11 protein-coding genes are annotated in these 14612 nt (G+C 66.6%); 5 read left to right on the forward strand and 6 right to left on the reverse strand.

What is annotated here, in order from left to right; all coding sequences use genetic code 11:
- Positions 1 to 195: 195 nt before the first annotated feature.
- The 5 genes from eccCa to QWM81_RS25975 all read left to right on the forward strand — a co-directional run bounded on the left by eccCa (position 196) and on the right by QWM81_RS25975 (position 8337).
- A complete protein-coding gene (gene eccCa / locus QWM81_RS25955) occupies positions 196 to 4170 on the forward strand; it encodes a type VII secretion protein EccCa (protein WP_290114780.1) in 3975 nt (1324 codons plus the stop codon).
- Positions 4167 to 4814: a hypothetical protein gene (locus tag QWM81_RS25960; protein ID WP_290114782.1), complete on the forward strand. Its 648-nt coding sequence runs from the start codon at positions 4167 to 4169 to the stop codon at positions 4812 to 4814. Before eccCa ends, QWM81_RS25960 begins: the two co-directional genes overlap by 4 nt.
- A 66-nt stretch (positions 4815 to 4880) precedes the next feature.
- Entirely contained in the window at positions 4881 to 5378 is a 498-nt protein-coding gene (locus QWM81_RS25965; RefSeq protein WP_290114783.1) for a hypothetical protein, read from the forward strand.
- A 6-nt stretch (positions 5379 to 5384) separates the two neighbouring features.
- Positions 5385 to 7688 (forward strand): DUF6571 family protein, encoded by a 2304-nt coding sequence (locus tag QWM81_RS25970; RefSeq protein WP_290114784.1) that lies wholly within the window; start codon positions 5385 to 5387, stop codon positions 7686 to 7688.
- Positions 7689 to 7773: 85 nt separating this feature from the next.
- Positions 7774 to 8337, forward strand: coding sequence for a hypothetical protein (locus QWM81_RS25975; protein ID WP_290114785.1), 564 nt, complete (start codon positions 7774 to 7776; stop codon positions 8335 to 8337).
- Positions 8338 to 8963: 626 nt separating this feature from the next.
- Here the strand turns inward: QWM81_RS25975 and QWM81_RS25980 are convergent.
- The 6 genes from QWM81_RS25980 to mycP all read right to left on the reverse strand — a co-directional run bounded on the left by QWM81_RS25980 (position 8964) and on the right by mycP (position 14603).
- The gene (locus QWM81_RS25980) at positions 8964 to 9266 is read right to left on the reverse strand and encodes a WXG100 family type VII secretion target (protein ID WP_290114786.1); all 303 of its coding nucleotides are present in this window, start codon (positions 9264 to 9266) and stop codon (positions 8964 to 8966) included.
- A gap of 69 nt (positions 9267 to 9335) precedes the next feature.
- A complete protein-coding gene (locus QWM81_RS25985) occupies positions 9336 to 9692 on the reverse strand; it encodes a WXG100 family type VII secretion target (RefSeq protein WP_290114787.1) in 357 nt (118 codons plus the stop codon).
- 104 nt (positions 9693 to 9796) lie between these two features.
- A complete protein-coding gene (locus QWM81_RS25990) occupies positions 9797 to 10927 on the reverse strand; it encodes a S8 family serine peptidase (RefSeq protein ID WP_353938348.1) in 1131 nt (376 codons plus the stop codon).
- A gap of 163 nt (positions 10928 to 11090) precedes the next feature.
- Positions 11091 to 12782 (reverse strand): hypothetical protein, encoded by a 1692-nt coding sequence (locus QWM81_RS25995; protein ID WP_290114790.1) that lies wholly within the window; start codon positions 12780 to 12782, stop codon positions 11091 to 11093.
- On the reverse strand, positions 12779 to 13222 hold the full coding sequence (locus QWM81_RS26000) for a DUF2563 family protein (RefSeq protein ID WP_290114792.1): 444 nt from the start codon (positions 13220 to 13222) through the stop codon (positions 12779 to 12781). Before QWM81_RS26000 ends, QWM81_RS25995 begins: the two co-directional genes overlap by 4 nt.
- Before the next feature lie 139 nt (positions 13223 to 13361).
- Complete coding sequence (gene mycP / locus QWM81_RS26005; RefSeq protein WP_290114793.1) at positions 13362 to 14603, reverse strand: type VII secretion-associated serine protease mycosin; 1242 nt, start codon at positions 14601 to 14603, stop codon at positions 13362 to 13364.
- Positions 14604 to 14612 lie beyond the last annotated feature (9 nt).

The following is a 14612-nucleotide window of genomic DNA, read 5'->3' on the forward strand; positions in this document are numbered from 1 at the left end:
CGCTCCGAATGACCCCGTCAAGCGCTCCGAATGACCCGTTTATTTGCGCTGGTTCACGGGTGCGCCAACACGTCGCGCCACCCTACCGCCCGCCCGTCACCCCCTACGCAAGTAGGATCCCTCACCGCGGATGGAGCCCGTCGCCACGGGGGCGCCGATAGGAACATTTCCGTCCGGCAAGGGAATTGGTGAGCTGTGAGTCAGATCGTCGTCAAGCGCCCACCACGGGCCCTGCCGTCACATGTACCGGGCGATCCGGTCCAGCTACAGCCTCCGCCCGAGCTCCCGAGAGGGCAGCAGGAGGGCGTTCTGATGCAGTTGCTGCCGACACTCGGCATGGGTGGTTCGGTCGTCTTCTTCTTCATGACCCCGAACCCCGCGATGCGCATCATGGGCATGGTGATGATCGCGTCGACGGTCGCCATGGCCATCGCGATGATCGTGCGGTACCGGCGCGGGACCCAGGGACAACTGGCCGACCTGCGGCGCGACTACCTCAAGTACCTGACTCAGACCAGGCGCGCGGTGCTGAGGACCGCGCGCCTTCAGCGTGACGCGCAGTTCTATCTCCACCCGTCCCCGGAGCAGCTGTGGGCCCTGGTCGCCGAGGGCAGCCGGGTGTGGGAGCGGCGCGTCGGTGACGACGACTTCGGGCAGGTACGCATCGGGCTGGGCAGCCAGCAGCTCGCCACACCGCTCATCGCCCCCGACACCGCACCGGTCGACGAGCTGGAGCCGCTCACCGCCGGGGCGATGCAGCAGTTCCTCACGGCCCACGGCACGCTGGAAGGCCTGCCCATGGCGGTGTCCCTGCGCGCCTTTTACCACGTGACCGTGGGTGGTGACGAGGAGTCCGCCCGTTCCGCCACCCGCGCGATGGTCGGTTCGCTGGCGTCGCTGCACTCCCCCGAGGACCTGGTCATCGCCGTCGCCACCGGGAGCGGCACAGCCCCGCAGTGGGAATGGGCGAAGTGGCTTCCGCACGTCCAGGCTCCGGGTGCCGGCGACGGGGCGGGGAGCCGGCGTCTGATCACCACGGACGCACGGGACCTGCAGGACATGCTGGCCGGGCGCCTCGAAGGCCGTCCCCGCTTCCAGGGCGGCGGGCATCCGCTGCTGGACCAGCCGCACATCGTTGTCGTACTCGACGGGCAGTCCATCCCTCCGATGTCGGCGCTCGCCGCGGCCGAGGGCATCCAAGGCGTGACGATCATCGAGCTGGTGCCGGGTCAGATCGCCGGGGCGCGCGGTGGCCTGTCCATGACCGTGCACCCCGACAGCCTGCGGCTGGAGGCGAGCCACGGCATGGTGTACGACGGGGCGCCGGACCGGCTGAGTATCGAAGCCGCCGAAGCCCTCGCCCGCCAGCTGGCTCCGCTGCGCGTCGCCTCGGGCGCGGATGACGACGAACCGCTGCTCGCGAACCTGGACTTCACCGACCTGCTCAACCTGGGCGACGCCGCATCGGTCGACGTCAGCCGCACCTGGCGGCCCAGGTCGCAGTCGGAGCGGCTGCGGGTGCCGATCGGTGTCGGCGAGGACGGCTCTCCGGTGATGCTGGACCTCAAGGAGGCGGCGCAGGAGGGCATGGGCCCGCACGGTCTGTGCGTGGGCGCCACCGGTTCCGGTAAGTCCGAGCTCCTGCGCACGCTCGTGCTCGGCCTGGCCGTCACGCACTCCTCCGAGACCCTGAACTTCGTCCTCGCGGACTTCAAGGGCGGTGCCACCTTCGCGGGCATGTCCCAGATGCCGCACGTCGCCGCGGTGATCACCAACCTCGCGGACGACCTGACGCTGGTGGACCGCATGGGCGACTCCATCCGCGGTGAGCTCAACCGCCGCCAGGAGATGCTGCGCGACGCGGGCAATTACGCCAACATCCACGACTACGAGAAGGCGCGTGCCGCTGGGGCTCCGCTGCAGCCGATCCCGTCACTGGTTCTGGTCATCGACGAGTTCAGCGAACTCCTCACCGCCATGCCGGACTTCATCGAGATGTTCGTGCAGATCGGCCGTATCGGCCGTTCGCTCGGGGTCCATCTGCTGCTGGCCTCGCAGCGTCTGGAAGAGGGGCGGCTGCGCGGCCTGGAGACGTATCTGTCGTACCGGATCGGCCTGCGGACCTTCTCCGCTGCCGAGTCCCGTGCGGCGATCGGCGTCCCGGACGCCTACTCGCTGCCCAATGTCCCCGGCTCCGGATATCTGAAGTTCGGTACGGACGAGATGGTGCGGTTCAAGGCGGCTTACGTCTCGGGGGTGTACCGCTCGAACCAGCGGGCCACCGTGTCCGGTGGTCCGCTCCCCGTGGACCGCAGGCCGGTGCCGTTCACCGCGGCGCCCGTGCCGGTCCGTTACGCCGAGCCGGCCGCCCAGTCGCGCGTCCCCGAGGCCCGGGCCGCGGAGGACGACGCGCTGGCCGACTCCGTACTCGACGTCATCGTGCGGCGGCTGGAGGGCCGCGGCGCGGAGGCCCATCAGGTGTGGCTGCCGCCGCTGGACAACCCGCCGCCGCTGGACGAGATCCTGCCCGGCCTCGCGGGCGTGGAGGGCCGCGGGCTGACGCAGCCGGGGTACGAGGGCGCGGGCCGCCTCGTCGTCCCGCTGGGCGTGGTCGACAAGCCCTTCGAGCAGCGCCGGGACGTGCTGTACCGGGACTTCTCCGGTGCGGCCGGCCATATGCAGATCGTCGGCGGCCCGCAGTCGGGCAAGTCGACGCTGCTGCGTACCCTCATCGCGGGTTTCGCACTGACCCACACGCCACTGGAGGTGCAGTTCTACGGCCTCGACTTCGGTGGTGGCGGCCTGTCGGCGATCGCCGACCTGCCGCACGTGGGCGGGGTGGCGTCGCGCCTCGATCCGGAGAAGGTGCGGCGTACGGTCGCCGAGGTGTACGGCATCCTGTCGCGGCGCGAGGAGTTCTTCCGCAGCGCCGGCATCGACTCCATCGCCACGTACCGCAGGCTCCGCGCCCGCGGCGAAATCTCGGTGACGGACCAGCCCTGGGGCGACGTCTTCCTCGTCATCGACGGCTGGGGCAACTTCCGCGCGGATTACGAAGGCCTCGAACCGGCGGTCCTGGACATGGCGGCGCGCGGCCTCGGCTACGGCATCCACGTGATCCTGACGGCGTCGCGTTCGATGGAGGTGCGCTCCAACATCAAGGACCACCTGATGAACCGGCTGGAGCTGCGTCTGGGCGACACCATGGACTCGGAGGTGGACCGCAAGATCGCCGTCAATGTTCCGAGCGGTGTACCGGGCCGCGGTCTCATCCCGGAGAAGCTGCACTTCATGGCTGCTGTGCCGCGCATCGACAGTATCAACTCCGACAGCGACCTGGCCGAGGCCACGGCCTCGATGGTGCAGGAGATCAGCCGCCACTGGACCGGCCCGGCTGCCCCGAAGGTACGTCTGCTGCCCCGCGACCTGCCGGTGCAGCACCTTCCCGCGGGGTTCGCGGAACCGCAGCGGGGCGTGGCGTTCGCCATCGACGAGAACAACCTGGAGCCGGTCTTCGTCAACTTCGACCGCGACCCGTTCTTCCTGGTGTTCGGTGAGAGCGAGTCGGGCAAGTCGAACATGCTGCGGCTGCTCATCAAGCAGGTGTGCGAGCGGTACGACGGGGACTCCGCGAAGTTCTTCGTGATCGACAACCGGCGTGCGCTGCTGGACGTGACGCCGCCCTCGCATCTGGCGGAGTACGTCCCCATGTCCAACAACATGGATCACCATGTGGACGCGCTCGCCGATCTGATGCAGCGCCGCACCCCCTCCGCCGACGTCACGGCCCAGCAACTGCGGGACCGCAGCTGGTGGCGCGGCCCCTCGGTGTACGTGGTGGTCGACGACTACGACCTGGTGTCCACGTCGAGCGGCAACCCGCTGGCCAAGCTCACGGAGCACCTGCCGTTCGCGCGTGACGTGGGCGTCCGCTTCATCATCGCCCGCAGTTCGGCGGGGGCGAGCCGCGCCTCGTACGAACCGTTCATGCAGCGGATGATGGAGCTCGGCGCGCAAGGCGTACTCCTCTCCGGTGACCCGCAGGAAGGCGACGTACTCGGCGGCGTGCGGATGCGGCCGATGCCGGCGGGGCGGGGCTTCTTCGTCTCACGGCAGCGGGGCAACCCGCTGGTGCAGACGGGCCTCATGCCGACGGAGCTGTACGGATGATCGGCGCGGCGGTCTTCGCAGGGGCGTTCGCGGTGGCGTTCCTCGCGTTCGCACTGTTCGTCGACCCGCGCAAGCTGTGGTGGCGCTTCCGGGCGCGGCACTTCGACAACCCCGAGGCGCACGAGCCGTCGGCGGCGTCGTTCATGTGGCGCCGGGTGACGCTGGCGGCGCTCGGTGTGTTCCTGGGCTGGCAGGTGATCGGCATGCTGCGGCTCGCGGGCGTCTTCGAGACGGGCCCGGATCACGCGGAGGTCCTGGATCGGGTGGAGTACGCGGCGCTGAACCTGGAGACGGAGGACGGCGAAGGGCGCCACAAGTGGCCCGGCGGTGGCGAGGGCGCGTGGGACGAGTTCATCAATCCGAGGCTCAAGGGTCCGGAGCGCGAGGACCCGGTCGCGTCGCTGGTGGACGGCGAGGACGCTGGCGGCGACGGGCACTCGGAGGCGAGCCGGGAAGGCGGAACCGGGTCGCAGTCCGGCAGCGAGCCGGACACCAGGGGCTCGTTCGTCGAGCGGTATGACATCGACGGGATCTGCCTCACAGTGACGGCGACGCCGCTGCCGGGGCAGTCCGAGATGGATCACGCGATCGACAACCTGAGGTACAGCGTGAGAACCGACGTGGTGGACAGCCCTTGCGAATAGTCACGGTGCATCGCCTAGGTTGATGCGGCATTGAATCCATCGGTATACGGGGGAGGAGCCCTGCGGATGGCTTGGGACGAATGGGAGCAGTTGAAGGCGTCGGCGGCCGAGAAGGACTCGGCGCGGATGCAGTTGAACGGGCTGCCGCCCGAGGACAGGCCCAACGCGGGCGGCCCGCAGGGCGATCTCCAGGTGCATCAGAAGGATCTGGCAGCGATCGGTGACCATGCCTTCAAGCTGTACAACCGGCTGTGGAAGGAGGCCCGCGTCACCAGTACGGACTCCGCGGGAACCGATCTGCACTCACAAGGCTTCGCCCTCGGCAAGGCGCTGCAACACGTGTCGACGCGATGGGACAGGCAGCTCGGTTCGGTGATGGACGCGTGCGCGCTGATCTCGAACCATATGGACTTCACCAAGAACGCGCATGCCGGCGACGAAATCTTCATCGAGCGGCATGTGAGCAGCATCCACACGCTCGACGCGGGCTTCGACGACAACTGGGCGAAGCCGGGCGAGAAGAACAAAATTTACGGGCCGAAGGACAAGAAGGACAAGGACTGACTCCTGATGGACTTCGAAGCCCTGCACTCCGCCAACTTCAAGCTGCTCGACGACACGGTCAGTGACTGGTCGAGCATGCTGACCAAACTGGAAGAACTGAAAAAGGACGCCGAAGAGGGCCTTCACGGACAGGCCAGAAGAGCGAGCTGGGCCGGCTACAACGCCACTGTCTCGCGAGAGTTCATCGGCAAGACCGCCGGGGAGTTCGGTGACGCCGTCACCCAGGCGACGTCCATCCGGAACATCATGCAGGACACCCGCGACGAGCTGAAGACGCAGCAGCGCCTGCTCAAGGAGGCCATCGAGCGCGGGCGGGGCAAGAACCTCACCGTGTCGCCGAACGGCGGTGGCTTCACCGTCCGCGAGAACCCTGACAAGAAGGCTCCCAACGGGCAGGCGGACGTGGACGCCCTGCGTAACGAGCTGCAGGGGATCCTCGACAAGGCGACCGAGATCGACAGCACCGCGTCGACCTCCCTCAAGGCGCTGGTGGACCTCACGGACCACGGCTTCTCGGACGCCACGTACAAGGACCGTGACCAGGCGGCCAACGCCGTGAAGGAAGCCGAACGCCTGGCCGCCCTGGCGAAAAAGAAGCCGGAGGACCTGACGCCGGAGGACTTCGACGCTCTGAAGTCGGGCCTGGAGAAGCACTCGGGCGATGCGATCTTCGCGGAGCACTTCGCGACCACGCTCGGGCCGAAGGGGACGCTCAACTTCTGGGCAGGGATCAACGATCCTCATGCCGCGTACCAGGTCGGCCACGAGCGTGTGGACCAGTACGACGACCTCCAGAAGCACCTGAGCCTCACGCTTGCGACGGCTACTCAAGCGGACTCGCCCGAGATGTCGAGGTGGAAGTACGACATGGTCAACCTCGGCGACCAGCCCGTCTCCAGGAACAGCACCAGTATGGGCTTTCAGGTCATGAGCAACCTGATGCGGTGGGGCAACTACGACGACCAGTTCCTGACAAGCTACGGCTCCAAGCTGATCGAGACCGAGAAGAAGCTCAGCGACAACGGGCGCCAGGTACCGATGGCCTGGCAGCCCATGGGCATGGACCCGTACCTGAACCGGACGGGCACCGATTCCGGCTCCGACCCCATGACCGGCTTCATGAAGGCCCTCGCCAACAGCCCGGGTGCCGCCACCGAATTCTTCAACGCGGACTTCGTCACCAAGGACGAGGACCACGACTTCGAGCGCGACACGGACGGCAACGGCAAGAACGGCAAGGTGGGTCTGAGTAACTTCCAGTACCTCTTCGAGGAGCGCGACTGGCCCCAGGAGCTGGATGGCAAGGGCAAGGACAGCATCGAGGGCCGCAACAACTTGGCTATGGCGCTGGAGGCGGCGACGACCGGCCATCCTGCAGGGGAACTGCCCACGGCGGACACGCCGCCGCACAACAGCCAGCAGAGCGCTCTGATGGAGAGCCTGGTGCAATCCATTTCCGACAACAACAAGCGGCTGACAGACCACGGCTACATGTCCGACAGCATCGGTCAGATCGCTTCCGAGTATCTACCGGACATCAACAGGGCAACGACAGAGACAAATGCCAGCCCAGACGCCACTGATTCCGAGAAGGCGGCCCGCGGCAGGATCGAGAGGCTGTTCCCCATTGCCGGCACCGAAGCCGTCATGGACCACCGAGACGTCACGCGTTTCTTGCTCACGGTGGGCCAGGATCCCGGAGGATACGCGGCCGTCGAAGTCGGCCAGAAAGCCTATATGGCGAACCTGATGGACTATCACCTGAATCCTGGTCTCCCTGAGTCGCAGCGTTTCTCCAACGATCACCAACTTGTGGTGAGGGAGATCTCCCACGCGTCGGGCGAGGTCTCCGCGACCCTGAACGTCGGTCGCCAAGAGGCGACTGCCGGACCCGCGGCGGAAGCCGACAAGAAGTACGAGCAGTCCGTGGCTCAGTGGAAGAATGGAATCTCGGGTGGGGTCGGAACCGGTATCGGTGTCGGCGTTTCTTTCATTGCCAGCCCCGTTGTGGGTGCCGCCGTCGGAGGCGCTACGACAACCGTGAGCAGCTTGATTCTCGAGGAGTTGTTCCAGGACGCCGAAGGCAACGCCAAGGACGCCGCCGGCGGTCAGATGGGCAAGGACTGGGAGAACGGACTCGAGAAGAACATCAAGCACACCGCCGGGGCCGCCGACGCAGCCGCGAAGGCCCACGGTCTCCCCAATCAGGGAGACATTGCGGAATACGCCCGTGCAGGAGTCCGTGACGGCTACGACTTTGGCGGCAACTTCGCCGACCGGGTAGCTCCGGAGCTTCAAACCAACATCTGATCCGGCCGGAGTCGATGAGCGGCATCGCGTCGTCCTCCCTGTCGGCAGGACGACGCGTTTTTTCGATGTGATTCAGGAGACCTCGGTGAAAGACACGTTGCCAATGCGCAGTACACGCTTCTTGAGAGCCGCCCCCGTTGCGATCGCCGCATTCGTGGCGACCGGCATCCTGACCGGATGCTCACAGGAACAGGGAGGAGAAGCAAGGGAATACACGGTTCCGTCCTCGCTGTGCGGCGTCCCGGTAGCGGCTGATCTGCTGTCTCCCTTCCTACCACCGGGCTCGGCCGTATCAGCAAATGAGGAAGACCCCGTCGGAGGGGTCAAGCGCTGCGAGATCACCGTCGACGACGAACCGGCGGTGACGGCTAGCATGGAGTGGAGAGAGAAGAACGAGAGACTGTCAGAGGTGGCACTCGATCACGAGCGAGTGGACTTGACCAAGTACGAATCAAGCGGCACGTACCTGTACTCAGCCACCGGTGCCGTCGGCAGGGTCGACGGATGCAGAAATCCAAAGTTCACGGGCGATATGTTCACCGTAGTGGAGACCCACGGGGCCGAGTACAAGGACAAGGAAGCGATGAGAAAACTCATCGTCGCCTATACGGGTTCGGTGCAGAAGGGCGATGAATGCCATCGCGCCTGAGACACGTTCCCGTTCCCTAGCCTCTGCGCGGCACGCACGGCCCGAACGCTCGTGCTGGGTGGGATGGCGGCGTCCACCAAGGCTGGTCCATCTGCGCTGCGGAGCAGACGAGCAACACCCATGCGACGCTCTGGGCCAGCGATCCCCACAGCCGCGAAACGGCCCACAGCAGCCGTGCTCGCGCCCGAGGAAGAAATCAATCCCTTGCGGGCTGACGGACGCGGCAGACGTCAGGACACCGGCTCCGCTGGCGGTCCGGGACGTGGTGGTCTTCGGCTCGGCGGCCGGCGGACTGGCCGCCCTCCGTGTGACGGACGGAAAGCAGAAGTGGACGACTTCCCTCTACTCGCCGCCGATGCCGCTCCGGCCAACACATCTTCACGTACTCGGAAAAGGACTTCGGCTCGTACACGTACTCGGGAGACGGCAATCGCGTCTTCGTCGCGCACGCCGGCTCCGTCGCCGCCCTCCCCGCCAGGCCCTGATCCGGCCCAGCGGTGTACGGAACCCGGCGTGGGAAGTTGGACCGCCAGCCTTGGCCTTCGCGAAAGTGCCGAGCATGAGAGAAAGGGTGGGCACCCCTCGCGCGTGCCCACCCCCGAACTCCTTCGTACGGCTTTCGGTGCCTAGGCGAAGTAGCTGGCGGCCTTCTTGTCGCCACCCATGTAGTCGCCGCCTGCCCTCGCAACGACTTGGCCGATCTGCATGAGGGCCTGGTGGATGTCGGCAGCCTCCTTGTCCCACTTCGCCTGTTCCTGGACATAGGCAGTGTGCGCCTCGCCCTCCCAGCCGGCGGCAACGCTGGCCATGGCCGTCTTGATGTCCCGCAGGTCCTCCTCCAGCTTCTTGGCCTGGTTACCGAGTGTGGTCGCCGCCATGTCGAGGCCGTCGTACTTGACGACGAGCTCGTCTCCCGAGTTCATGCCCATGATTTCCTCATCTCACCTGTCGTTGTCATTCGGCTTTTCGCTTGCCGGGATCGAGTGCGCCCAGTGGCTCTAAAGCCTGCTGATGCTCGACTGCGGAGCAGCGGCACTGGTGCCGGCACCGAGGTCGACGTTGATGCTCTGCACAGCGGCACGGACGTCATCCTCCGTGCCGTCCTTGATCTTCCTTGAGGTGCTCATCGCCTCGAGGAACTTCGCCAGGATGTTGCCGAGACGCACCATTGAGGTGTTGATTTCCTGCTGCTTCGTGTTGAAGGCTCCGGCGCCGATACCCTTCCACTGGCCCTCAAGGCTGTCGATCGTGCCCTGAATCTGCTGGAGCTGGCCCTTGATCGAGTTGAACTTCTCGAAGAGGTGCTTCTCGAGCTGGATTACCTGCTGGTCTGAAAGCCGCTGGCCCTGTGACACGGTTGCGTTTCCCTTCTGAACTACTGTGGTGGCTTGCTGAGTTGTGATTCACCAAGTGGTGAGAGGTGGAGGTCTGAACGGGCTTTGGGAGCCGGGCCGTTTGGTCAGGCGCTGCGACGCTTCCGTACGGCAGCGAAGGCTCCACCACCGATCACCACCGCGGCGGCGATGGCGCCCAATACCCATCCGGGCAGGCCGCTGTGGTCCATGGACTTCGAGCTGGAGCCTGCCACGATGGCGCCGGAGTCGGGCTTGCCCTGGGGGGCTTGTGACGAAGCTGGTGCAGAGGAGGTGGGGGTTCCGTTGGCAGGGATGTCGCCCCCCGTCTTCTCGTTGGTGAGCGGGCTGACGTCGGGTGCGCCAGGGTCGCCCTTCTTGTCCAGAATGATCTGGCCGGGGCGGATGAGACCGTGGCCGAGGTAGACACTCCGGGTGCCCTTCGCCCAGTCCCGGCCAGCTGTGTCAATCATCGTGCGAAGAACCTGGTTGGCGGTCCAATCAGGGTGCGCAGACCAGATGAGCGCAGCGGACGCGGAGGCGATGGCGGTAGCCGAACTCGTTCCTCCGTCGCCACCGCAGTACTTCGCGAATGTCTCGTCGCACCAACCGGGAATGTCGTCACCCGGGGCAGCAAGGTCCACGTTGTCGCCGTGCTGGGAGTAGTGGGAAACCGTGCCCTTGTTGTCGGCGGAGGCAACACCTACTACATCATCATACGCCGCAGGGTACTGCGGCTTGTTGCCTTGTTCGGCATTGTTGCCGGCAGCCGCAAAGAACAGTTTGCCCTTCTTATGGGCGTACTTGACGGCTGCCCGCTCTTCCATGCTCGAGTAGTCGCTGCCCATCGACATGCTGATGATCTGGGCGTCGCTGTCCGCTGCAGCTCTGATCGCCTCCGCGACGTCCTGCCCGTTCACACGGCGGTTCTTCTGGTAGTCCGCGTTGGAAACACGCATCGGGACGATTTTCACCCCCGGTGCCAGTCCTTGCAGGCCCTTGCCGTGTCCCGCGCCGGCGATCAACTCCGCCATGGTGGTCCCGTGGCCGCTGTAGTCGTCTGTTTCCTCGCCCTCGGTCTCCGTGGTGTCAAGGCCCTTGAGAATCCGACCCTTAAGGGAAGGAATGGAAGGGTTCACGCCGCTGTCAATGACAACAACCTTGATGCCTTCGCCTGTGGTCACCTTCCACAGTTCATCGGCGTGCATCGCATCCAGGTACCACTGCTTCGGTCGCATGTCATCAGCGACTGCTACCGGCGTCATGCCCCACAGGCCCATAGACGAGATACAGGCCGCTACCACCGAGCCGACACCCCCTCGTCGCACGGCAGGAGACCCCCTGCGCTTCCACGCTTGGCCCACTACTGACGCCATCCCGGCTTCCGAACCTTCCCTGTACCTAGTCGATCACGGGAGGAACAGCGTTGCGGCGCCGTGCTTCCCAGGTCTCTTTTTCTTCCGTCAGGTAGTCAGGACGCGACGAATCCGCGCGCTCCTGCTCCTCGTTCTCGGGTGTGTCACGCCCCTTCGATCCGTTTACGAAACCAGAGCCTCCCTGTGTGAAGCCACCAGCGCCGGGACGGGAACCGGTCACGCTGGCACGAGGCATCCCCACCACTCCGTTCGACCCAGCGGTGACCCGGGCGCCGGGACGGGAATCGGTCTCCGCCGGGTTCGCCCCGATGACGCCCCGCTGACCGACCCGGCTCCCCGAGGTGTGGCCCGCCGTCGTCGCGTCCGAACCGATGACCTTCCCCTGCGGGACCCGGGGGCCGGACGTCTGGCCTGTATGACGCTGCGGCTTGCCACCAAAGATGCCGTCCACCCGGCCCGCACGCGACGTTCCTGTGGACCTTCCGGCGTCGGCCCGGCCGGCAAGGGGCGACGCGCCACTGGTGCGGCCTGCGACTGGGCCCGTGCCCGTTGTGACGGGGCCCGTCGCACCCGCGCGGCCCATCGGAGGCTGGCCACCCTGGCCACCTGGACGCCCCGTGGCAGGGCTGGTTCGTGACGTATCCGCACGGCCTACCGGGGGGGATCCACTCGGGCCAGTCGTTCGTGGTGCACCAGGCTTTCCCAGGGCACGCGACGCCGCTTCCCGGACAGGAGGCAAACCGGTTACGGGCGGCACAGGAGCAGTCGGAGTCGGAGCCGGCCCGGTGGGGGACGGGACCGGCGTGGGGGCGGGGGGCGTGGTGGTCGGCGGGGGCTGGAGTGTGACGCTGTCGATCTTCACAGACGTGCTCGGTTGCGGAGTCGGGGCCACGGTGCCGATGGATTCGTTGCGAGCCGAACCGTCCGTCCCATGGGAGGCGACAACGGACTCCGGAGCGAATGCCCGGGCCGATCTCTCCACCGGTACCGCGCCCGAGGAAGCCTCGCCTTGCGGTGGCCGATAGCTCGCCGACGGCGCCGGCACGTCCGCCTTCAACGTGCGGTTGAACTTCGGCGGTTCCGCCGCCGCCAAGGACTGCTCCGACACCGCGTAGTACGACGCCAGTTTGTACATCTGGTTGATGGCTTCCTGGCGGTCCTTCTCGACCTGCACCGCCTTGTCGTACTCCGCCTTGTTGGCGGCACGCTCCTCCGGCGGGATGGTCTCGGGCTTCCGCTTGACCGCCCGGTCGTCGCGCGGTGGCATCTTCACGGAGGCAAGACCGGTGCCGGCCACGGTGATCTGGGTGCCGGCCACGTCAGCGAACGTGGCGAGGTCCCGTGCGTGTTTGGCGAGTTCCCGGCCGAACGACCGGAACTCCTCGCCCGACTCTCCCTGCCAGTCCACCTTGTCGACGTAGGACTGCAGCTCTCGCGCGGCGTCCTTGAGCGCGTCGCGGGCGTTCCACAGGGCCGTTCCCGCGTTTTCCAGGTCCGCCGGGTTGGTGTTCTCGACGAGGCCGATCAGCTCGTTGAGCTCTTTGTGTTCGAAGTTGCTGCTCGCGTAAATCCCGGGTCCCTTGGAGTCCCCGAAAAAGCTGCTCATGGCCGACGTGACCTTCCTGGTCAGGTCGGTCACCCCGAGCTGCACGTGCACGCGCGCCAGGTCCTGCTCGTGCTGTTTGTTGGGGCTCGCCTCCGGCGCGTTCTCGGTCATCGGTATACCCCGCCGTCTGAAGAGTGGTCATGGGAGCTCGGCGCCTGCGGTTTGTCGGTCGGCTTCTCGCGCGCTTCCTCGGCCGCATGCCGCTGGTCGACACGCGCCTTGATCTCCGCGAACCGGCGCCTCACGTCCTCGTCCACGTTGTCGAAGCCGACGTCGGCAGCGTGCACAGCGATGGTGAGCATCTCAATCTGATCACCGAGGGACTGAGACAGCGAGACGAGCGACTGATGGACGCGGTGGTACTGCGTGTACAGCGCGTGCGCCTCCGGGAACTCCTTGGATCCTCCGTTGGTCAGCGACGCGGGAGAGATCGTCTGGGCCGACACCTTGGTCTTGCCCGCCGCCCCGTTCTCCAACTCGGTCAGCAGCGTGTTCACACGCTGCTGGAACCGCCTCAGGGCGCCCACTCCGCGCTCGAGGTCACTCGCCATAGCCGCCCCCGTAACCCACTACCTCGAGCACGATGCTCAGTCCTCCCCGTTTGCTTTAGCCGACACGCAGTGTCGCAGTCACTTTAGTCACTGGCCATGACAGTCCCAAGCGCCTTACCTGTCACGTCATTTCCCTGTCCTACGGTTGCGAGCGCGCGAGCCGTCTTGCGCGGCGGCGGGAGTCGCGCAGGGCGACTGCGGTGCCGGTGATCACCGCCGCCAGGACTCCGGCGCCCATCACCACGTACGTCGCGAGGCGGGCGTTGCGCTCGTCCGGGGTTTCGCCGAGGTGGAGTTCGGCCGGGGTGGGGGCCTCGGCGCGGCTGAGGCCCTCGTGGGGGACCGGCGCTTCGATGGGTTTGTCGTCCTCGGTCAGGGCGCGGACGGGGTCGACGACGCCCCAGCCCACGAGGCGGTCGTGCCCGGCCACCGACCGCTCGGCGGTCTGCTGGATCTGGGCGACGATCTGCTCCTGCGTCCAGTTCTTGTGCTTGCTCTTGATGAGGGCCGCGATGCCGGCGACGTACGGAGCGGAGAAGCTGGTGCCGTTGTCGGCGCAGTGGCCTCCCCCGGGCACGGTGGAGACCATGTCCACGCCCGGCGCCGCGATACCGACGAATTCGCCCGACTGGGAGAAGGGCGCTCGCTCGTTGTTGCGGTCGGAGGAGGCCACGGCGAGGACGCCGTCGAACGAGGCGGGGTAGGTCTCCTTGACGTTGCCGCCCAGCCCGTCGTTGCCCGCCGAGGCCACGACCACGATCTCCGCCGCCAGGGCCTCGTTCACGGCCTGCTTCAGCGCGGGCGCGGGCTCCACGGCGTTGGCCGTGTCCTGCGAGATGTTGATGACGTCGGCTTCTTCGTCGATCGCGTGCCTGATGGCTGTCGCGAGGGTCTCGGCGGTGCCGTGTCCCTCCGCGTCGTTCTGCTGGATGGGAATGATCGTGGCGTCGGGGGCCAGGCCCACGAAACCGGTGCCCTTGGCGGGGCGGGCGGCGATGATGCCGGCGACCTTGGTGCCGTGGCCCACGGTGTCCGTGGTGCCGTTCTCCTTGCCGCGCTCGATCTTGTTGCCGCTGTCGTCCTTGATGTCCTTGGGGAGCAGGTTCACGCCGCTCTCGGTGTCCACCGCTCTGGTCAACTGCGGGTTCTTGATGTCGACACCGGTGTCGATGACCGCGACCCGCACACCCTTGCCGGTGGACTGCTTCCAGAGCTCGTCCAGCAGGACCCGTTGCAGCGACCAGGGGCGGCCTTCGTACGGCTTGCCCGGGAAGGTGCACTGGGTGCTTCCGTCCGCGGCGGCGGGCGTCGCGGAGAGGGTGACGAGGGTGAGGGCGGTGACGGCCGTGGTGGTGAGCAGGCGTCGGTAGGTGTGGTTCATTTCGTCCGG

It is taken from the genome of Streptomyces ficellus (genome assembly GCF_030406405.1).
Classification (GTDB): domain Bacteria; phylum Actinomycetota; class Actinomycetes; order Streptomycetales; family Streptomycetaceae; genus Streptomyces; species Streptomyces ficellus_B.

Excerpts from the sequence above, each read along its gene's own strand:
- QWM81_RS25980 (WP_290114786.1), bottom strand. The coding sequence starts at position 9,266 with ATGGGCATGAACTCGGGAGACGAGCTCGTCGTCAAGTACGACGGCCTC.
- QWM81_RS25960 (WP_290114782.1), top strand. The coding sequence starts at position 4,167 with ATGATCGGCGCGGCGGTCTTCGCAGGGGCGTTCGCGGTGGCGTTCCTC.
- mycP (WP_290114793.1), bottom strand. The coding sequence starts at position 14,603 with ATGAACCACACCTACCGACGCCTGCTCACCACCACGGCCGTCACCGCC.
- QWM81_RS25990 (WP_353938348.1), bottom strand. The coding sequence starts at position 10,927 with ATGCGACCGAAGCAGTGGTACCTGGATGCGATGCACGCCGATGAACTG.
- QWM81_RS26000 (WP_290114792.1), bottom strand. The coding sequence starts at position 13,222 with ATGGCGAGTGACCTCGAGCGCGGAGTGGGCGCCCTGAGGCGGTTCCAG.
- QWM81_RS25965 (WP_290114783.1), top strand. The coding sequence starts at position 4,881 with ATGGCTTGGGACGAATGGGAGCAGTTGAAGGCGTCGGCGGCCGAGAAG.
- QWM81_RS25970 (WP_290114784.1), top strand. The coding sequence starts at position 5,385 with ATGGACTTCGAAGCCCTGCACTCCGCCAACTTCAAGCTGCTCGACGAC.
- QWM81_RS25995 (WP_290114790.1), bottom strand. The coding sequence starts at position 12,782 with ATGACCGAGAACGCGCCGGAGGCGAGCCCCAACAAACAGCACGAGCAG.